General features: G+C 52.5%; 18 protein-coding genes. 10 read left to right on the top strand and 8 right to left on the bottom strand.

Features of this window, described 5'->3' with window-relative positions; all coding sequences use genetic code 11:
- Positions 1–95: 95 nt before the first annotated feature.
- Both aroA and serC read right to left on the bottom strand, forming a co-directional pair.
- Positions 96–1,379 carry a 3-phosphoshikimate 1-carboxyvinyltransferase gene (gene aroA / locus ACLW56_RS13630; protein WP_330984311.1) on the bottom strand — a complete coding sequence of 428 codons (1,284 nt, stop codon included), beginning with the start codon at positions 1,377–1,379 and terminating at the stop codon, positions 96–98.
- A 69-nt stretch (positions 1,380–1,448) separates the two neighbouring features.
- Positions 1,449–2,537, bottom strand: coding sequence for a 3-phosphoserine/phosphohydroxythreonine transaminase (gene serC / locus ACLW56_RS13625; protein ID WP_330984310.1), 1,089 nt, complete (start codon positions 2,535–2,537; stop codon positions 1,449–1,451).
- 273 nt (positions 2,538–2,810) lie between these two features.
- Between serC and ycaO the strand changes: the two genes are divergently transcribed.
- From ycaO to pflA, 4 genes are all read left to right on the top strand, one after another.
- Positions 2,811–4,577 carry a 30S ribosomal protein S12 methylthiotransferase accessory factor YcaO gene (ycaO, locus tag ACLW56_RS13620; RefSeq protein WP_330984309.1) on the top strand — a complete coding sequence of 589 codons (1,767 nt, stop codon included), beginning with the start codon at positions 2,811–2,813 and terminating at the stop codon, positions 4,575–4,577.
- A 398-nt stretch (positions 4,578–4,975) separates the two neighbouring features.
- Positions 4,976–5,833: a formate transporter FocA gene (gene focA / locus ACLW56_RS13615; RefSeq protein WP_330984308.1), complete on the top strand. Its 858-nt coding sequence runs from the start codon at positions 4,976–4,978 to the stop codon at positions 5,831–5,833.
- 51 nt (positions 5,834–5,884) lie between these two features.
- A complete protein-coding gene (gene pflB, locus ACLW56_RS13610; protein WP_330984307.1) occupies positions 5,885–8,167 on the top strand; it encodes a formate C-acetyltransferase in 2,283 nt (760 codons plus the stop codon).
- A gap of 218 nt (positions 8,168–8,385) precedes the next feature.
- Complete coding sequence (gene pflA, locus ACLW56_RS13605) at positions 8,386–9,126, top strand: pyruvate formate lyase 1-activating protein (RefSeq protein ID WP_330984306.1); 741 nt, start codon at positions 8,386–8,388, stop codon at positions 9,124–9,126.
- Between the two features lie 55 nt (positions 9,127–9,181).
- Here pflA and ACLW56_RS13600 read toward each other — a convergent pair whose 3' ends face one another.
- Positions 9,182–10,030: a MurR/RpiR family transcriptional regulator gene (locus tag ACLW56_RS13600; RefSeq protein ID WP_330984305.1), complete on the bottom strand. Its 849-nt coding sequence runs from the start codon at positions 10,028–10,030 to the stop codon at positions 9,182–9,184.
- A gap of 123 nt (positions 10,031–10,153) precedes the next feature.
- Here ACLW56_RS13600 and ACLW56_RS13595 point away from each other — a divergent pair, with 123 nt between their 5' ends.
- From ACLW56_RS13595 to ACLW56_RS13575, 5 genes are read left to right on the top strand one after another with little or no spacing between them, the layout of a single operon-like run.
- Complete coding sequence (locus tag ACLW56_RS13595; RefSeq protein ID WP_330984304.1) at positions 10,154–10,429, top strand: PTS sugar transporter subunit IIB; 276 nt, start codon at positions 10,154–10,156, stop codon at positions 10,427–10,429.
- Positions 10,430–10,446: 17 nt separating this feature from the next.
- Complete coding sequence (locus ACLW56_RS13590) at positions 10,447–11,712, top strand: PTS ascorbate transporter subunit IIC (protein ID WP_330984303.1); 1,266 nt, start codon at positions 10,447–10,449, stop codon at positions 11,710–11,712.
- 12 nt (positions 11,713–11,724) lie between these two features.
- A complete protein-coding gene (locus ACLW56_RS13585; RefSeq protein WP_330984302.1) occupies positions 11,725–12,522 on the top strand; it encodes a transketolase in 798 nt (265 codons plus the stop codon).
- On the top strand, positions 12,522–13,439 hold the full coding sequence (locus tag ACLW56_RS13580) for a transketolase family protein (protein ID WP_330984357.1): 918 nt from the start codon (positions 12,522–12,524) through the stop codon (positions 13,437–13,439). Before ACLW56_RS13585 ends, ACLW56_RS13580 begins: the two co-directional genes overlap by 1 nt.
- Positions 13,440–13,871: a PTS sugar transporter subunit IIA gene (locus ACLW56_RS13575; RefSeq protein ID WP_330984301.1), complete on the top strand. Its 432-nt coding sequence runs from the start codon at positions 13,440–13,442 to the stop codon at positions 13,869–13,871.
- Positions 13,872–13,910: 39 nt separating this feature from the next.
- On the opposite strand, the gene ACLW56_RS13570 is transcribed toward ACLW56_RS13575, so the two are convergent.
- Positions 13,911–15,059, bottom strand: coding sequence for an MFS transporter (locus ACLW56_RS13570; RefSeq protein WP_330984300.1), 1,149 nt, complete (start codon positions 15,057–15,059; stop codon positions 13,911–13,913).
- Here ACLW56_RS13570 and ACLW56_RS13565 point away from each other — a divergent pair.
- Positions 15,058–15,267, top strand: coding sequence for a hypothetical protein (locus tag ACLW56_RS13565; RefSeq protein ID WP_330984299.1), 210 nt, complete (start codon positions 15,058–15,060; stop codon positions 15,265–15,267). The genes ACLW56_RS13570 and ACLW56_RS13565 overlap by 2 nt on opposite strands.
- 67 nt (positions 15,268–15,334) lie before the next feature.
- Here ACLW56_RS13565 and ACLW56_RS13560 read toward each other — a convergent pair whose 3' ends face one another.
- The 4 genes from ACLW56_RS13560 to serS form a co-directional block, all read right to left on the bottom strand.
- Positions 15,335–16,198, bottom strand: a complete 864-nt coding sequence (locus tag ACLW56_RS13560) for a dimethyl sulfoxide reductase anchor subunit family protein (protein WP_330984298.1) — start codon at positions 16,196–16,198, stop codon at positions 15,335–15,337.
- Position 16,199: 1 nt separating this feature from the next.
- Positions 16,200–16,817 (bottom strand): DMSO/selenate family reductase complex B subunit, encoded by a 618-nt coding sequence (locus tag ACLW56_RS13555; RefSeq protein ID WP_330984297.1) that lies wholly within the window; start codon positions 16,815–16,817, stop codon positions 16,200–16,202.
- A gap of 10 nt (positions 16,818–16,827) precedes the next feature.
- On the bottom strand, positions 16,828–19,272 hold the full coding sequence (dmsA, locus tag ACLW56_RS13550) for a dimethylsulfoxide reductase subunit A (protein WP_330984296.1): 2,445 nt from the start codon (positions 19,270–19,272) through the stop codon (positions 16,828–16,830).
- A gap of 203 nt (positions 19,273–19,475) precedes the next feature.
- Positions 19,476–20,768, bottom strand: coding sequence for a serine--tRNA ligase (gene serS, locus ACLW56_RS13545; protein WP_330984295.1), 1,293 nt, complete (start codon positions 20,766–20,768; stop codon positions 19,476–19,478).
- Positions 20,769–20,817 lie beyond the last annotated feature (49 nt).

The following is a 20,817-nucleotide window of genomic DNA, read 5'->3' as shown; positions in this document are numbered from 1 at the left end:
GGGAAGATAGCACTGCAGCCGATCGAGGAAAAAGTGTGGAACGGGACAAAAAAAGCCGACATGAAAGTCGGCCCCAGTACATCAATCCGCGACTGTCAGGCCAGCGTGCTGATGCGCGCCAGCTGCTCGAAGTAGTCGGGGAAGGTTTTCGCCGTACATTTCGGGTCGAGGATCGTGACAGGCGTGTCCGACAGCGCCACCAGCGAGAAACACATCGCCATGCGGTGATCGTTGTAGGTGCCGATTTCCGCGAACGTCAGATGTGCAGGCGGAGTCACGCGAATGTAATCTTCGCCCTCTTCCACTTCAGCGCCGACTTTGCGAAGTTCGGTCGCCATCGCGAAAAGACGGTCTGTTTCTTTCACACGCCAGTTATAGATGTTGCGAAGCGTGGTGGTGCCTTTCGCAAACAGCGCGGCAGTCGCGATTGTCATTGCCGCATCAGGGATATGATTCATATCCATATCAATGGCGTTCAGTTCCCCACGGGTACAAGCGATGAAATCTTCACCCCAGGTCACGGTCGCGCCCATTTTTTCCAGCACATCAGCAAAGCGAATATCACCCTGCACACTGTTGCGGCCGATTCCGGTCACTTTCACGGTACCGCCCTTGATGGCTGCAGCGGCCAGGAAATAAGAGGCAGAAGAAGCATCACCTTCAACCAGATAGGCGCCCGGAGACCGGTAGGTCTGACCGCCTTTAACCACAAAGCGCTGATAGTTCTGATTATCCACCTGCACACCAAACGTGTTCATCAGATGCAGGGTAATGTCGATGTAAGGTTTCGACACCAGATCGCCTTTGATACTGATAACCGTATCTTGCGCTGCCAGTGGCGCAGTCATTAATAACGCTGTCAGGAACTGGCTGGAAACACTGCCGTCTACACTGACTTCACCGCCAACAAAACCGCCCTTCAGTCGCAGCGGCGGATAGTTTTCCTGCTCCAGATACTCGATTTGTGCGCCGCCCTGACGAAGCGCGTCAACGAGATGGCCAATCGGACGCTCTTTCATTCGCGGTTCGCCAGTAAGAACGATATCGTTGCTGCCCAGGCACAATGCTGCGGCCAGTGGACGCATCGCGGTGCCCGCATTCCCCAGGAACAACTCCAGTGCAGAAGCAGCCTTAAGCGGACCGCCGTTTCCTGTCACTTCACAGCGTGTGCGATCGGCAGAAAGCGTGTACTGAACGCCTAACGCAGTCAGCGCATTGAGCATGTGGCGCACGTCGTCGCTGTCCAGCAGGTTGGTCAGCGTGGTGGTGCCATTGGCTAATGCCGCCAGCAACAAGGCGCGGTTAGAGACACTTTTAGAACCAGGTAAATTGATGGTGCCATCCACCCGCGCGATGGGTTGTAACGTCAGGGATTCCATGAAACTTAACTCTCAACAACAGAAAATAAAAAACCCCGCAGTCAGACTACGGGGATGAACATTGGGCGATCAACCGTGGCGACGTTCGAACGCTTTCATAAAGTCCGTGAGTGCCTGAACGCCTGCCAGCGGCATGGCGTTATAGATAGAAGCCCGCATGCCGCCCACGACACGGTGGCCTTTCAATGAGTGCAAGCCGGCGGCGAACGATTCTTCAAGGAACAGTTTATCCAGCGCGCTGTCTGCCAGCTGGAAAGGAATGTTCATGCGTGAGCGGTTCGAGCTCGCCACATCATTGCGGTAGAAATCGCTGTTATCGATGGTGCCATACAGCAGGTCTGCTTTCTGCTGATTAATCTTGTCCATCGCCGCCACACCGCCCTGCTCTTTCAGCCATTTGAACACCAGGCCTGCCAGATACCAGGCAAAAGTTGGCGGGGTGTTGAACATGGAGTCGTTCTCATTGAGAACGGTGTAATCAAGGATGGATGGGCAAGCGGTGTGTGCTTTGCCCAGCAAGTCTCCACGAACGATCACCAGCGTCAGCCCGGCCGGGCCGATGTTTTTTTGCGCACCCGCGTAGATAACGCCATAGCGGCTCACATCAATAGGGCTGGAAAGGATCGTTGAAGAGAAGTCGGCGGCAACAACCACGTCTTTACCAAAGTTTGGCGTTTCATCAATCGCAATGCCGTCGATGGTTTCGTTCGGGCAATAATGCAGGTACGCCGCATTATCGGAAAGCTGCCAGTCGCGCATCGGCTTAACGGCACGCAGGCCATCCACAGTAACTTTGGCATCAATGACGTTCGGCGCGCAGTATTTTTTTGCTTCTTTAACCGCGCTCGCTGCCCAGTAGCCAGCGTCGACATAATCTGCGGTGGTATTGTCACCTAGCAGGTTAAGCGGAACGCCAGCAAATTGGCCGCGACCGCCACCGTGGCAAAACAGCACTTTATAGTTTGAAGGGATATTCAGCAGGTCGCGGAAATCTTTTTCTGCTTCTTCTGCCACCTGGATAAACTCTTTGCCACGATGGCTGATTTCCATTACCGATGTGCCCAGGCCCTGCCAGTTACACAGTTCCTGTTGCGCCAGTTTAAGAACATCCGCCGGAAGCATTGCCGGACCAGAACTAAAATTGAAGACCTGAGTCATTTCCCCTCACCACGCTGTACAAGTTATTAGCCCGCAGGCATAAGTTATTCCTGTGGCTATCGGTTTTACCATTCAGTGACACAGCCCGCAATGGCAAATACTCACAGGGAAGGAATTGTGGCGAGGTTCACACAACAGAATGTGCCAGCTTGACGACAGGAAGCCGACAATTTGGCTATCGGTTTTTATTTTCACTGTCCTTACCTGATTAATAGCGAATGACACGCAAAACCCGTATCATTGCGCGCTTTCCGTACGATAAAAGTGACTGTCATGACTCAAACATTTATTCCCGGCAAAGACGCCGCCCTGGAAGACTCCATCGCCCGATTCCAGCAGAAACTGAACGATCTCGGCTTCCAGATTGAAGAGGCTTCCTGGTTAAACCCGGTGCCAAACGTCTGGTCGGTCCATATCCGCGATAAAGAGTGTGCTCTGTGCTTCACCAATGGCAAGGGAGCCACCAAAAAAGCGGCGCTGGCCTCTGCGCTGGGTGAATACTTTGAGCGTCTGTCCACCAACTATTTCTTCGCGGATTTCTGGCTGGGCGAAACCATCGCCAACGGCCCATTTGTCCACTATCCGAATGAAAAGTGGTTCCCGCTGACTGACGATGACGAAGTGCCGGAAGGCCTGCTTGATACTCGTCTGCGCGCTTTCTACGATCCTGACGATCAACTGACCGCGAGCCTGCTGGTCGATCTTCAGTCTGGTAATGACGATCGCGGCGTTTGCGGTCTGCCTTTCACTCGTCAGTCTGATGGCGAAACGATTTATATCCCGGTGAATATCGTCGGTAACCTGTACGTTTCCAACGGAATGTCCGCAGGTAACACGGCGAATGAAGCCCGTGTTCAGGGTTTGTCTGAAGTTTTTGAACGTCATATCAAGAACCGCATCATTGCCGAAAGCATCAGCTTGCCAGAGATCCCGGCTGAAGTGATGGCACGTTACCCAAGCGTCGTGGAATCCATCGCCAAGCTTGAAGCGGAAGGTTTCCCTATTTTTGCCTACGATGGTTCACTCGGCGGCAACTATCCGGTTATCTGCGTGGTCCTGTTCAACCCGGCAAACGGTACCTGTTTCGCCTCTTTCGGCGCGCATCCTGATTTTGGCGTGGCACTTGAGCGTACCGTTACCGAACTGCTGCAGGGCCGTGGTCTGAAAGATCTCGACGTCTTCACACCGCCAACCTTCGATGATGAAGAAGTGGCTGAACACGCGAACCTCGAAACCCACTTCATCGATTCCAGCGGTTTGATCTCCTGGGATATGTTCAAACAGGATGCAGATTATCCGTTTGTTGACTGGAATTTCTCCGGCACCACTGAAGAAGAATTCGCCACCCTGATGGCTATTTTCAAGGCAGAAGATAAAGAAGTTTATATTGCCGATTACGAACACCTGAGTGTTTATGCTTGCCGTATTCTGGTGCCAGGCATGTCTGATATTTATCCTGCCGAAGACTTGTGGCTGGCAAATAACAACATGGGCAGCCATCTGCGTGAAACCCTTCTTTCCCTGCCGAACAGTGAGTGGGAAAAAGAAGATTACCTGGCGCTTATCGAACAAATGGACGACGAAGGTCTGGACGACTTCACCCGCGTCCGTGAACTGCTGGGCATGGCGACCGGGAAAGACAATGGCTGGTATACCCTGCGCATTGGCGAGCTAAAAGCGATGCTTGCGCTGGCCGGTGGCGATCTGGAACAGGCCCTGATCTGGACGGAATGGACCATGGAATTTAACGCGTCCGTGTTCAGCGCCGAGCGTGCTAACTACTACCGTTGCCTGCAGACCCTGCTGTTGCTGTCACAGGAAGAAGAGCGTCAGCCTCTGCAGTATCTGAACGCCTTTGTTCGTATGTACGGCGCAGAGGCGGTTGAAGCAGCCAGCGCAGCCCTAAGCGGCGAAGATGCTTTCTACGGTCTGCAGCCTGTTGACAGCGATCTGGAAGCCTTCCCGGCGCACCAGAGCCTGTTAAAAGCTTACGAGAAGCTGCAACGAGCAAAAGCTAGCTTCTGGTCTGCCCAAAAGTAAACCCACAATAAATTTATGGCGAAATTATTCGCCTGCGCTATATTACGGGGCCGCAAGTGTGGCCCCGTTTTTATTTCTTCGGTGTCAACGTTACCTTGTAGTAATTAAGTTAATCATGCGTAAACACTATTATTAGTAGCTTACCTGCAATGTTAATTTTAATGCATATTACTCCATTTAAATTAACCGTTAAAAAGGGAGGTTACTGAAAAAACTCAACTCTACCTGTAAATTTTAAAATTTATTTTTATTTTTATAATCAAAAAGTTACGCCGCATTCGTTGAAAAACCACGCGTTTTGCGGGCCTATAAGCCAGGCGAGATATGATCTATATCAATTTCTCTTCTATAATGCTTTGTTAGTATCTCGTCGCCGACTTAATAAAGAGAGAGTTAGTGTGAAAGCTGACAACCCTTTTGATCTTTTACTCCCAGCTGAGATGGCCAAAGTGGCCGAAGAAGCGGGTGTCTATAAAGCAACGAAACAACCGCTTAAAACCTTTTTCCTGGCGATTACTGCGGGTGTCTTCATCTCCATTGCCTTCGTCTTCTACATCACGTCCACGACAGGCACTGCGGGTATGCCGTTTGGTATTGCCAAGCTGATTGGCGGTATCTGCTTCTCACTGGGCCTTATCCTGTGTGTGATTTGCGGCGCAGACCTTTTCACCTCCACGGTGCTTATCGTGGTCGCAAAAGCAAGTGGCAGAATCACCTGGGTTCAACTGGCGAAGAACTGGTTCAACGTCTATGTTGGTAACCTGGTCGGCTGTCTGCTCTTTGTTTTGCTGATGTGGTTATCTGGTGAATATATGGCCGCCAACGGCGGCTGGGGACTCAACGTCCTGCAAACCGCTGACCACAAAATGCATCATACGTTTATTGAGGCCGTCTGCCTCGGTATCCTGGCAAACCTGATGGTCTGTCTCGCTGTGTGGATGAGTTACTCTGGCCGCAGCCTGATGGATAAAGCCATGATCATGGTTCTGCCTGTCGCGATGTTCGTCGCCAGCGGCTTCGAACACAGCATTGCGAACATGTTTATGATCCCGATGGGTATCGTGGTTCGCAACTTCGCCAGCCCGGAATTCTGGACCGCAATTGGGTCTTCTCCGGATAATTTCTCTCACCTGACTGTCATGAACTTCATCACTGATAACCTGATTCCGGTCACTATCGGGAACATTATTGGCGGTGGTCTGCTGGTTGGGTTGACATACTGGGTCATTTACCTGCGTGGCAACGATCAGCACTAAGGGTTGTTTCAGGCAGTAAATAAGAAATCCACTTAAGAAGGTAGGTGTTACATGTCCGAACTTAATGAAAAGTTAGCCACAGCCTGGGAAGGTTTTGCCAAAGGTGACTGGCAGAACGAAGTCAACGTCCGTGACTTCATCCAGAAAAACTATACCCCGTACGAAGGCGATGAATCCTTCCTGGCCGGCGCTACTGACGCGACCACCGCCCTGTGGGATAACGTCATGGAAGGCGTAAAACTGGAAAACCGCACTCACGCGCCAGTTGATTTCGACACTTCCGTTGCTTCTACCATCACTTCTCACGACGCTGGCTACATCAACAAAGCGCTTGAGAAAATTGTTGGTCTGCAAACTGAAAAACCACTGAAACGTGCAATCATCCCGTTCGGTGGTATCAAAATGGTTGAAGGTTCCTGCAAAGCGTACGATCGCGAGCTGGACCCAATGCTGAAAAAAATCTTCTCTGAATATCGTAAAACCCACAACCAGGGCGTTTTCGATGTTTACACCAAAGACATTCTGAACTGCCGTAAATCCGGTGTTCTGACTGGTCTGCCAGATGCCTACGGCCGTGGTCGTATCATCGGTGACTACCGTCGCGTTGCGCTGTACGGTATCGACTTCCTGATGAAAGACAAATACGCCCAGTTCGTTTCCCTGCAGTCTGACCTGGAAAACGGCGTAAACCTGGAAGCGACTATCCGTCTGCGTGAAGAAATCTCCGAGCAGTATCGTGCTCTGGGTCAAATCAAAGAAATGGCAGCGAAATACGGCTGCGATATTTCTGGCCCAGCGACTAACGCTCAGGAAGCTATCCAGTGGACTTACTTCGGCTACCTGGCTGCGGTTAAGTCTCAGAACGGTGCAGCAATGTCCTTCGGTCGCGTCTCCACCTTCCTGGATGCGTACATCGAACGTGATCTGAAAGCAGGCAAAATCACCGAAACCGACGCTCAGGAAATGATTGACCACCTGGTCATGAAACTGCGTATGGTTCGCTTCCTGCGTACCCCTGAGTATGATGAGCTGTTCTCCGGTGACCCAATCTGGGCAACCGAGTCCATCGGTGGTATGGGCGTTGACGGCCGTACTCTGGTGTCCAAAAGCAGCTTCCGCTTCCTGAACACCCTGTACACCATGGGGCCTTCTCCGGAGCCAAACATCACCGTTCTGTGGTCTGAAAAACTGCCACTGAACTTCAAGAAATTTGCCGCTAAAGTCTCTATCGATACCTCTTCTCTGCAGTATGAGAACGATGACCTGATGCGTCCGGACTTCAACAACGACGACTACGCTATCGCTTGCTGCGTAAGCCCAATGGTTGTTGGTAAGCAAATGCAGTTCTTCGGTGCTCGTGCTAACCTGGCGAAAACCATGCTGTACGCTATCAACGGCGGCGTTGATGAAAAACTGAAATTCCAGGTGGGTCCGAAATCTGAACCTATCAAAGGCGACCTGTTGAACTTCGACGAAGTGATGGATCGCATGGATCACTTCATGGACTGGCTGGCTAAACAGTACGTCACTGCGCTGAACGTGATTCACTACATGCACGACAAGTACAGCTATGAAGCCTCTCTGATGGCTCTGCATGACCGTGACGTGGTTCGCACCATGGCATGTGGTATCGCAGGTCTGTCCGTTGCTGCTGACTCCCTGTCTGCCATCAAATATGCGAAAGTTAAACCCATTCGTGACGAAGACGGTCTGGCTATCGACTTCGAAATCGAAGGCGAATACCCGCAGTTTGGTAACAACGATTCTCGCGTTGATGACATGGCGGTTGACCTGGTAGAACGTTTCATGAAGAAAATTCAGAAACTCACTACCTACCGCAACGCTATCCCGACTCAGTCTGTTCTGACCATCACCTCTAACGTGGTTTATGGTAAGAAAACCGGTAACACCCCAGACGGTCGTCGTGCTGGCGCGCCATTCGGCCCAGGTGCTAACCCAATGCACGGTCGTGACCAGAAAGGTGCTGTTGCCTCTCTGACTTCCGTGGCTAAACTGCCGTTCGCTTACGCTAAAGATGGTATCTCTTACACCTTCTCTATCGTGCCGAATGCACTGGGTAAAGACGACGAAGTGCGTAAAACTAACCTGGCGGGTCTGATGGATGGTTACTTCCACCACGAAGCGACTATCGAAGGCGGTCAGCACCTGAACGTCAACGTCATGAACCGTGAAATGCTGCTCGATGCGATGGAACACCCTGAGAAATATCCTCAGCTGACCATCCGCGTTTCGGGTTATGCAGTACGTTTTAACTCCCTGACGAAAGAACAGCAGCAGGACGTTATTACTCGTACCTTCACTCAGACCATGTAAGTGGTTTTGACTGAAAACACATTGTAAAAAGCGTACAATAAAGGCTCCACGCAAGTGGGGCCTTTTTAACAACGACTCTCCAACCCCAGCCTGCTTTGCCAGCCATCTATACTTCGACTATCGGGTATTGGGTTTCTGTCAAAACAGACTTAACACAGCCGGTTTTGAGCTGTGCATACACTGGCCCCGGATGGGCCGTATCTGGAGAAAACACCGCAATGTCTGCAATTGGTCGCATCCACTCCTTTGAATCCTGTGGCACCGTCGATGGCCCAGGTATCCGCTTTATTACCTTCTTCCAGGGCTGCCTGATGCGCTGCCTTTATTGCCATAACCGCGATACCTGGGACACCCACGGCGGCAAAGAGATAACGGTTGAAGAGCTTATGAAAGAGGTGGTGACCTATCGCCACTTTATGAATGCGTCCGGCGGTGGCGTCACGGCATCCGGCGGTGAAGCCATTCTTCAGGCTGAGTTTGTCCGCGACTGGTTCCGCGCCTGTCGCAAAGAAGGCATCCACACCTGTCTGGATACCAACGGGTTTGTCCGTCGCTACGATCCGGTTATCGATGAGCTGCTCGAAGTGACCGATCTGGTGATGCTCGATCTCAAGCAGATGAATGACGAAATCCACCAGAATCTGGTCGGCGTGTCGAATCACCGTACTCTGGAATTCTGCCGCTACCTGGCGAACAAAAACATTAACGTCTGGATCCGCTACGTGGTGGTGCCTGGCTGGTCTGACGATGACGACTCCGCGCACCGTCTTGGCGAATTTACCCGCGATATGGGTAACGTCGAGAAAATCGAACTCCTGCCCTACCATGAGCTTGGTAAACACAAATGGGTGGCGATGGGCGAAGAGTACAAACTCGATGGCGTGCACCCGCCGAAGAAAGAGACCATGGAGCGCGTGAAAGGCATTCTTGAGCAGTATGGTCATAAAGTGATGTACTAAACACCGCTCTTCCGGCGTCACGCTGACCCTACAGCGCGACGCCGGAAATCTACGTTTACGACATAAAGTATTCCGACAACTTGTTGGTTACGCTTTCAATGGAGAAAATGCGTTTCTGATGCGCTTTACGGCATTGCGCATAGCGCTCGTCCTTCTCTTCCAGAGCGCTCAGCATACGATCCGCCACCATCATCGCCCCGGCAACTTCAGCGAAGCCAGATTCCCCTTCCCCCTGCAATGCCACCGCCGCCTGCAAATTCCAGTCAGAAAGTCGATTCAATGGCGCAAACGATCCGCGAGTGATAGAGACGATTTTAATCCCTTGTTCCTTCGCCAAAGCCAGCGCCTGCATCATATCGGTGGAAACCTGCTCTGTATGGATAACAATAATCCCGGTCTTTTGATTATCAGCCAACGGGGAGATAGCAGTCGGATAGAACCTGTCAATATAGCTGGCGATTTTCCCCATCTGAACCAGATTGATTTGTAGAAACAACGCCACGGGCACCGCAGTCCCTACGGCATAAATCGCAATATTACTCAGTGGGTTTAGCCAGGTAGCGACAGCCTGCAACTCAATACTGTCGATAATTGCATTGCTGTCACGAACACTGGCGAGTACAGCCGCGGTCTCTTCACACCCTCGATCATCCGGACGCGCAGCCCCCTGTTCGATTGCCAGCGCCGTGCGGAAGTCTGAAAAGCCTTTAAACCCAAATGCCCTGCAAAAACGCGTAATACTCCCTTCACTGGTTTCGACGGAATCTGCCAACTCTGAAATGGTATGTCGCATCACATAATCAGGATTTTCAGTGATGAAATGACCTACACGCTCCAGTATCGGGCTGAGACTTGAAGAACTATTTCTGATATTTATCAGCAAATTAACATCATGATGACTCATTTTTAGCCTTTTTGCACAAAATGCAAGCAGTATCACATCATTTACTGTCGTGCACAGATAATAATTATTTTAAATTAAAAGTTAAATAAAAATAATTATTTTCACACCACAGGAGAATACCCTATGAAAGGTCTTATCGTTTGTCGTACCGGTATGGGCAGCTCGTTGATGCTAAAAATCAAAGCCCAAAAAATAATAGATAAACATGGTTGGGACATCGAACTTGAGCATGACGTCCTCTCGGGCCTCAACACCTGGCGAGACATCGATTTTGTTCTGACCATGCGTGACCTCACCGACGAAATTGAAGCCGCTGGGTTTAACGCTATCGGCATCACCGATTTGATGAACAGTGATGAAATGGAAGCTGCGCTGACCCGCGTCGTTCAACCACACTAATTCCTCATGGAGGAAATATGGAACTCCTCAGGTTTATTGTATTCGACATTCTCGGCGTAACCCCACTTTTAGTTGGTTTTATTGCACTTATCGGCTTAATCACTCAGCGCAAGCCGATTGAGAAAGTCCTGTCAGGTACCTTCAAGACTATCGTCGGTTTTCTGGTCTTCGCCGGGGGCGCCGGGCTTGCAGTCACTTCTCTGGGCAACTTTCAGACGCTGTTCAGTCAAGGATTCGGCCTCAAGGGCGTCATGCCACTGGCAGAGGCTTTGACCGGTCTCGCACAGACCAAATTCGCGATGTGCGTCTCGCTGATTATGGTCGTCGGGTTTGGCTGGAATCTGGTCTTTGCGCGTATCACCCCGTTTAAATATATCTTCCTGACCGGGCAACATAATCTCTATCTCTCTGCCCTGCTGACCGTCACCTTAAAAGCCCTTGGCTATAGCGACGCGGTTACCATCATTACCGGGTCAATCCTGTTGGGGCTGGCGGCCTGTATCTATCCGGCAATTGCTCAGCCGTGGATGCGCAAGATAACCGGCAACGATGAAATTGCGATGGGCCATTATGTGACGCTAGCCTATGCGGCCTCCGGCTGGATTGGTTCTAAAGTCGGCGATCCTAAAGATTCCACTGAGAAGCTAAATCTTCCCGGCTGGCTTGGGATCTTTAAAGACTACATTGTCTCGGTGTCGATTTCGGTGAGCATCTTTTACTACATTGCGGCCCTCGCCGCAGGCAAAGCCGCCGTGACTGCGGCAGCCGGGGGAATGCACTGGTTGGTATATCCGCTGTTCCAGTCGCTAACATTCACCGCATCACTCTACATTATCATTACCGGCGTACGCTTACTGCTCTCAGAAATTGTCCCGGCTTTTCTCGGTATCTCAGAGCGCTTCATTCCTAACGCAAAACCTGCGCTCGATTGCCCGGTGGTCTTTCCTTATGCCCCAACGGCAACCGTGCTTGGATTTATCTCTTCCTTTATTGGCGGCCTGGTGGTGATGGGCGTGCTGGCGATGATTGGTCAGACGGTCATTATCCCTGTTGCAATCCCTTACTTCTTTATTGGTGCCACTGCTGCAGTGTTCGGTAATGCCTCTGGTGGCTGGAAAGGGGCCATCGCCGGTAGCTTTATCACCGGTATTTTGATCGGCATTGGCCCTGCGCTTATCTATCCCATCATGGAGTCTGTGGGCCTCTCGGGCACAAGTTTCCCGGAAACAGACTTTGTCGCCCTCGGTCTCGTTGTGTACTACATCGGCAAAATGTTGCCGTAATCAGGAGTGGCTATGACTATTGAACAACTTAAAGAGCATGCGCGAACGGCACGACGCGATATTGTCAGCATGATTTATGAATCGGGTATTGGGCATCCGGGTGGTGCGCTCTCCATTGTGGAGATCCTGACCTGGCTGTATCACCGTGAAATCGACCTGACTGCCTCTCCCCGGGCACGAGTGGTGATGAGCAAAGGCCACGCCGTCGCGGCGCAATATGCGCTTTTGTATCAATTAGGGAAGATTAGACGGGAGGAGTTCAGCACATTTCGGCAAATCAATTCACGTCTGCAGGGTCATCCCAGCATCAAATCCCTCCCCGAAGTCGATGCCACAACCGGATTATTGGGGCAAGGGCTATCCGTTGCGCTGGGCATGGCGGCGGCAAAAAAACTCGCAGGCGATCCCCATCGCGTATTTGCCATCCTGGGCGATGGGGAAATGCATGAAGGGCAAATCTGGGAATCGCTGCAACAAGCGAGCCATATGAAAATAGACAATCTGGTCGCGATTATCGATTACAACGGCTTCTCCTCGCATGACCCGGTTAACAGCGTAATCAACCTCGAGCCGCTGGCAGACAAAATTCGTTGTTTCGGCTGGCACGTGCTTGAACTCCATAACGGCAACGATATGCATCAGGTTGCTGACACAATGATGCTTTCGCGCCATCTCAGGGGCAAACCCGTCGCGATTGTGGCTCATACCACCAAAGGTTGTGGCATCAGTTACATGGAAAATAACGGTGACTGGCATTCCAAAACCCCGACCACAGAACAGTACCAGCAGGCAATGGAGGAATTGCAATGATGAAAGCCCCCCGTGATGAAATCGGCCATGCTTTGATAAGCCTCAAACACAAAGGCTATCCCGTCGTGGTCATCGACAGCGACCTGGCCAGCTCAACCCGAACAGATCAATTCCAGACGCAGTTTCCCGAAGCATTTTTTGAGATGGGCATCGCCGAAGGTTCGGCAATGAGCTTCGCCGTGGGTCAGGCGCTAGAAGGAAATATTGCCTTCTATGTCAATTTTGCGATGTTCGTCACCGGTACCGCCTGGACTCAGTTGCGGCAAGCCTGTTACGCCAAAGCGAATATCAAACTGGTTGGCAGCCATCCTGGCATGGATGACGGCCCGGATGGGGCATCGCATCATGCCCTGGAAGATTTGGCGTTAACTCGCGTATTACCGGGGATCACCATTCTCACCCCTGCAGATGCGGAAGAAATAGAAGCAGCTTTTGAGCAAGCAGCCAGCATAAAGGGGCCCGTGTACATCCGTGTCGCCCGCGAACCGATGCCTGTAAGGGACAAATCTCAGGTTCCACGCGTCACGGATATCGCTGCCGTTCGCGACAGCGGTAACGATTTTGCCATTTTGTATGAGGGAACGGTGCTGGAACAGGCCAGCGACGGTTTTGACAGGCTTGAGATGAGCGGTCGGCACGGCAAACTCATTCACGTGGCTTGCCTGAAACCCTTTAACAGCGAGGCTTTTTTACAGCTCACGGGCTCATGCCCGCTCATCGCGACGCTTGAAAACCACACCATTAACGGTGGGCTGGGAGGTCAGATTGCAGAGGCCATGGCAGACGTTGGCAGCGGAGCAAGACTCATCCGCCTCGGCACCCGGGATACCTTCACTGAATCCGGAAACAGCCGGCAACTAAAGGCAAAATATGGCATAAGTGGAGAAGCGTTGTTTAAGGCGTTAAGCGAGGCCTGAATGCCAATATTTGCCTTTAGCGCCGTACAATTTGTTCAGCGCTGTTCGAGCTGGCAGCGGGCTGTGCGCCTGGCCTGTAAGCCTCTTGAGGAGCAATGTCTTGTCAGTCAGGAGTATGCAGAGGCTATCATTGCGGAAACGGAAAAAAGCGGCCCCTGGTATATCCTCACATCAGGATTTGCAATGCCGCATGCCCGGCCCGAACAAGGCGTGCTGAGTCAGGAAACACATCTTTCACTGCTACGCATTCGCGATAACGTGCTCTTTGAGGGCCACGATGCCGTAGGCTTGCTGATCGTCCTGGCTGCAGGCAGTGGCAGCGATCATCTGGCAAAAATTCAACAACTGACACAGTGGCTGGATGAGGAAAACCGACTGGAGGAGCTTCTGGCAACCGATAACGAAACAGCATTGCTGCACGCCATTCATTAGGGAAAACGTCCGGCCTGGATATTCAGGCCGGATATGCCGTCAGGCGTGTGCCACTGGCGTCGGGTGATGCCCGGCTTTGCGCAGCAGCATCAACAGATAGATAAAGGCGACGCTGGCAATCATCACGAACAGCAAATTATCAGAGAAGTTTTGCATCAGCATCGAGGTGAACGTTGGGCCCAGCAGGCTGCCAATCGTATAGCTCAACAGCAACGCCTGATTCATCGCGACCAACTGGTGATGTTCAACTTTTTCACACGCCCAGGCCATGGCTACCGGATACAGTGTGAAACCCGCGGCACCAAGGATAAACAAAGTCGGTGCCATTGCCGCGCCGCTCAGCATCGCAAGGCTGCCCAGAATGACAACGAACACCTGTACTCGCAGTACCAACAAACGGCCATAGCGATCGGCCAGGCGACCAATCGGCCACTGCCCCACGATCCCCGCGCTCACCATCACCGCCATCCAGAAGCCAATGCCTGAATCGCTGTAACCCTGATGGTTCAGCCACAGTGGCATCAGGCCGTACAATGAGCCGAGAGCAATACCGGAAACAATGCAACCGTTCACGCCCAGACGTGCCTGGCGAAGTTTCAGCATCGGCCAGACCTGCGTGGGTGCCTCATGCTCGCTTTGGTTGTTCATGATTCGGGTAAACAGCAGTGGCAAGATCGCTGCCAGCACCATGCCTGTGACCCAAGGCAGGACGCTCATCAGGTCGGTCGGCAATTTACTGACCATCAACTGCCCCAGCACGGTCCCCACGTAATAGACCATCATGTAAGCCGCCAGCAGACGCCCACGATTGCGGGACGTGCCGCTGCACATCAGTGCACTTTCCACCACCACCCAAATCATGGCGCAGCCGATGCCAGCCAGGAATCGCCAGCCCATCCAACTGACAAAGCCGATGCTGAAGCCAAGCCCTACGCATCCCAGAGCAAAGATCAGTGAGGCGACATAATAGCTGCGATTGAAACCAAAGCGCTTAATCAAGCGTCCACAAAGTAGCGTGCCAACCAGGTTGCCGGTGAAATAGGATGAACTCACCATCCCGACTTGCCAGGTGGGCAGATGATCGTGAGCCAGCCACAATGGCACCAGCGTATTAAGCACCGCGATAGCCAGAGTCAGCAAAAGTAAGCCACAGAGCAATAAAAGCACTGGGCGGGAGTACGTGGACATGAGTAAAAAAACCGTGAGGATGATCAGAATTCGAGCGCATCATGCCACCCTTTGCGGCAAAGTCAATCGGCGCGAAGCCAGTACTGACGCGGCTTTCAGAGGAACAATAGAAGTTTTTTATTTAGCGCAGCGGCAATGGAATTTATTTTTAAATTATTCCATTGTTTTTATTAAGAAAGGAGAAAAACAGCGACTTATTTTCAGTTGAAAAATTTCATGGAAAGAAAGCATTTTTTATTGCACCGGGCCATTACAGCCCGGCGCAATAAATGGCATTAACTGGCGACAGCCATGCCCACCGTCATATGCAGACCGTAGAACACACCGCGACCAATCAACTCACCGACCACGACCAGCACAAAGGCCAGGCTCAGCAGCGGTACCGCTGGTATACGCCCTTTCACCTGCGGCGCAATCCAGCACACCAGCGCCAGCGCGAGAATGGCCAGACGCCAGGCCATCAGCGAGCCATAAGCGGGTACTAAAGCCGAAGCCTGTTGAATCGAGCTGTGAATGGTCGCCAGCTCGCTGCCCTGCATCACCACCACAATAGCGCTGACCAACAGCCCTGCCAGCGAGATAGCCGGGAGCAGACGCATCGCCCAACCTTCAACCCCGGCAACACGCAGCAGCAGATAGCCCAGCAGCGGCCCGCCAATAAAGAGGGTCAGGAAGAAGCTCATCGGTGTCCAGACGCTGTACCAGGTCGGTACGGTATCGATGGTGTTATACACGCGTACCATCATCCATACGAACACCACGCCCAGCACCATCGTCAGCACCAGCCAGACGTTACGCAGCGCCTGAGGCAGCTTGTTGATAACAGCCAGCAACCAGCCAATGCCGCCCACCGCAAAGAACACGGAGCCACTGGCAATCTCATTACTCAGCGAAGAGGCACCGATGCGGTTCAGGGAGTTAAACGCGCGCAGTGGTGAGCCAAGGTGCAGAATAGAAGCGATAAAGCCAAGCCCCATCAACACCCACAGACCAAACATAGTCAGCACCACCAGACGCTGCTGCTCGCGAGAGAGCCCACCTTTGATCAGCGCCAGCGCCAGAACAATAAAACCGCCAGCCACGCACTGCCCGAGGACCGTGAAGATCATCAGCGGCCATTCATGCCATCCACTTCCCATCTTAAACCTCCTTCGGGTTTGCCAGGTAGCCGGTGGTATCTCCCGTCGGGCGGCTGTTGGCGTTTGGTTTGATTACGATACTTGGCTTGGTGAAATGCGCAGACGGCAGCGGTGCGACCGCCGCTAGCTGACCATGCTTTTTACGCAGCTCTTCAATTGGGCCGAAGTCCAGAGCACGCAGCGGGCAAGACTCAACGCAAATCGGTTTTTTGCCGTCTGCTACGCGCTCATGGCACCCGTCGCACTTGGTCATGTGACCTTTGGCTTCGTTATACTGCGGCGCACCGTACGGACACGCCATATGGCAGTAGCGGCAGCCGATGCAGACATCTTCATTCACCACCACGAAACCATCTTCGCGCTTATGCATCGCACCGCTCGGGCAGACCTTGGTACAGGCCGGATCTTCGCAATGGTTACAGGCGATGGAAAGGTAATAGGCAAAAACGTTTTGATGCCAGGTGCCATTGTCTTCCTGCCAGTCGCCACCGGCATATTCGTAAATACGGCGGAAACTGACATCTGGCGTCAGGTTTTTGTAGTCTTTACAAGCCAGCTCGCAGGTTTTGCAACCGGTGCAGCGACTGGAATCAATAAAAAATCCATACTGAGTGGTCATCGGTTACTCCTTACGCTTTTTCGACCTGGACGAGGTTAGTGTGCGACGGGTTGCCCTTCGCTAACGGCGATGGGCGCTGTGTCGTCAGCACGTTGATACAACCGGCTTGATCGACACCTTTCGCATCCGGCGCATACCAGGCCCCCTCGCCTAAAGCCACAACACCCGGCATCATGCGCGGAGTGACTTTCGCTTCAATGTGCACTTCACCACGGCCGTTGAAAATTTTCACGCGGTCGCCATTGCTGATGCCACGCTGTTTCGCGTCCATTGGGTTAATCCACATTTCCTGACGGCAGGAAGCTTTGAGCACATCAACGTTGCCGTAGGTGGAGTGCGCGCGCGCCTTGTAGTGGAAACCGGTTAGCTGCAACGGATACTGTTTGGTCAACGGGTCGTTATAGTTTTCGAAACCAGGATCGTAAATGGGCAGTGGATCGATAACATCGCCCTGCGCCAGCTCCCAGGTAGCCGCAATTTTGGCCAGCTCAGCAGAGTAAATCTCGATTTTCCCTGATGGCGTTGTTAATGGGTTAGCCGCCGGGTTTTCACGGAACGCTTTATAAGCCACGTGATGCCCTTCAGGGTCACGCTGTTTGAACATGCCTTGCTGACGGAATTCGTCGAAGGAAGGCAGGTCCGGGATAGCCTGACGAGACTGCTCATACAGGTGGCGCATCCACTCTTCCTGAGAACGGCCCTCAGTAAACTTCTGCTCCACGCCCATGCGTTTCGCCAGCTCAGTGGTCATCTCATAGATGGTTTTGCATTCGAAGCGCGGTTTAATCACCTGATCGGCAAAAATCACGTAAGACATGTTGCCGCACGAAGCATCCAGCGCGAAGTCCATCTGCTCGGAAGCCGTGCAGTCCGGCAGAAGGATATCGGCATATTTCGCAGAAGAAGTCATGTGGCAATCCACCACGACAATAAGCTCGCACTTCTTGTCATCCTGCAGGATGTCGTGTGTCCGGTTGATATCGGAGTGCTGGTTAATAATGCAGTTACCCGCATAGTTCCAGACCATCTTAATCGGCACATCAAGCTTGTCTTTGCCCTGTACACCATCGCGCAGCGCGGTCATTTCTGTGCCGCGTTCAATCGCATCTGTCCACATAAACATGGAGATGCTGGTCTGAACGGGGTTATCCAGAGTCGGCATACGTTCAAACGGCAAATCGTAAGAGCCTTCACGAGCCCCTGAGTTACCGCCATTGATGCCAACGTTACCGGTGAGGATTGAGAGCATCGCAATCGCGCGGGAAACCAGTTCGCCGTTCGCATGACGCTGCGGCCCCCAACCCTGGCTGATAAAGGCCGGTTTGGCGGTGCCGATTTCACGAGCAAGCTGAACAATACGCGTGACAGGAATGCCGGTGATCGCGGAAGCCCATTCTGGCGTTTTAGCAATGCCATCATTGCCCTGGCCCAGAATATAAGCCTTATAGTGACCGTTGGCCGGCGCACCTGCAGGCAGGGTTTTCTCGTCGTAGCCAACGCAGTACTTATCGAGGAATGGCTGGTCAACGAGATTTTCGTTAATCATCACCCACGCCAGCGCAGAGATCAGCGCTGCATCAGTACCCGGGCGAATGGGGATCCACTCATCTTCACGACCTGCACCGGTGTCGGTGTAGCGTGGATCGATGATGATCATTCGGGCATTAGATTTCTCACGCGCCTGCTCGAGGTAGTAAGTTACCCCGCCGCCGCTCATACGTGTTTCGCCTGGGTTGTTACCAAACAGCACCACAAGCTTACTGTTTTCGATATCTGACGGACTGTTACCGTCGGCCCAACCGCCGTAGGTGTAGTTCAGGCCCATCGCAATCTGCGCGGTAGAGTAGTCACCGTAATGGTTCAGATAGCCGCCACAGCAGTTCATCAGGCGTGCAATCAGCGTTTTTCCTGGTGGCCAGGAACGGGTCATGGTGCCGCCAAGGGTGCCGGTACCATAGTTCAGGTAGATGGATTCGTTGCCGTAATCTTTAATCAGGCGCTGCATGTTGTTGGCAATGGTGTCATACGCCTCTTCCCAACTGATGCGCTCGAATTTACCTTCCCCACGCTTACCTACACGCTTCATCGGGTATTTCAGGCGATCCGGGTTGTAGACGCGGCGGCGCATAGAACGCCCACGCAAACAGGCGCGAACCTGATGCAAACCATCAAAGTTGTCGTCACCGGTGTTGTCCGTTTCGACGTATTTGATTTCACCGTCCACGACGTGCATACGCAGCGGGCAACGGCTACCACAGTTGACCGTACAGGCGCTCCAGATAACTTTCTCTGCAACACCTGCGGGGGCGATAGCTTCAGCCGCATTAGCAATTCGGGTAAAGGGTAATGTGAAGGCGCTGCTGGCCATGGCCAGCCCACCGATTGCAGAGGTCTTCATCAAACCTCGGCGACTGACTTCTGCGCTCAGCAAAACGTCGGGGGTTTTAATTTTCATGGATACTCACTTCATTGCTCATTGAAATGAATCATTCGTTATATAGTAATTTACATAACGAAATCAGCCTTTTTTAGAGTTTTATGCTGCTTATAATTCGGAAGGAGTATCCCTGTTTTCGACCGAAGGGTTATTGTTCAGTATCAAGACAGGCATAAAAAAAGCGCCCGAAGGCGCTTTTTTGAAGGAAATGCTTAACAGGATCAGCCGATAAACTCGAGACCGTTCATGTAAGGACGCAGCACTTCCGGCACTTCAATACGGCCGTCAGCTTGCTGATAGTTTTCCAGCACCGCAACCAGAGTACGGCCGACAGCCAGACCAGAACCGTTCAGGGTATGAACCAGGCGGGTTTTCTTGTCTGCTTTACTGCGGCAACGCGCTTGCATTCGGCGAGCCTGGAAATCCCAGCAGTTGGAAATAGAAGAGATTTCACGGTAGGTGTCTTGCGCCGGCAACCAGACTTCGAGGTCATAGGTTTTACGCGCGCCAAAACCGATATCACCGCTGCACAGCAAAACTTTACGGTATGGCAGACCCAGCAACTGCAGCACTTTCTCCGCGTGACCGGTCATTTCTTCCAGTGCGTCCATGGAGTCTTCCGGGCGCACTATCTGCACCATCTCAACTTTGTCGAACTGGTGCATACGGATCAGACCGCGAGTGTCACGACCGTAAGAACCCGCTTCGGAACGGAAGCATGGGGTATGTGCGGTCATTTTCAGCGGCAGAGAGTCTTCATCCAGAATAACGTCACGCACGAGGTTAGTCAGCGGAACTTCAGCCGTTGGGATCAGGGCATAGTTACTGGCATCTGCTTCTTCTTCCAGCGGGCGAGTGTGGAACAGATCACCGCCAAATTTAGGCAGCTGGCCTGTGCCATACAGCGTATCCTGATTGACCAGGTACGGGACATAGTTTTCCATGTAGCCGTGCTGTTCGGTATGCAAATCCAGCATGAACTGGCTCAGGGCACGGTGCATGCGCGCGATTTGTCCCTGCATCACCACGAAGCGAGAACCGGTCAGCTTAACCGCAGCGGCAAAATCCAGGCCTTTCGCCATTTCACCAAGGGTCACGTGATCGCGGACTTCGAAATCGAATTTACGCGGTTCGCCCCAGCGGCTGACTTCCTGGTTTTCGCTGTCGTCTTTGCCGTCAGGCACACAGTCATCAGGGATGTTTGGCAGGGTCAGCGCGATGTTGCGAATTTCAGCCTGCAACTCATCGAGCTCGGCTTTCGCGGCATCAAGCTCTTCACCCAGCTTGTTCACTTCCAGGCGTAACGGCTCGATATCTTCCCCGCGCGCTTTCGCCTGGCCAATGGATTTCGATCGCGAGTTACGTTCGGCCTGCAGATTTTCAGTGTTTACCTGCAGAACTTTACGACGCTCTTCAAGAGCGACCAGCTTATCTACATCCAGCTTAAAGCCCCGGCGTGCCAGTTTTTCAGCGACTGCGTCTGGCTCGGTACGCAGCAGATTGGGATCGAGCATGCTTATCCTGTGCTTATCGAATTGAAATTAGGAAAGACCGCAGCCTGCG

It is taken from the genome of Pantoea sp. sgz302252 (assembly GCF_047713085.1).
In the GTDB taxonomy this organism is placed as follows: Bacteria; Pseudomonadota; Gammaproteobacteria; order Enterobacterales; family Enterobacteriaceae; genus Scandinavium.
Note: the sequence above shows the minus strand (reverse complement) of the source record. Positions and strands in the feature narration are given on the sequence as shown.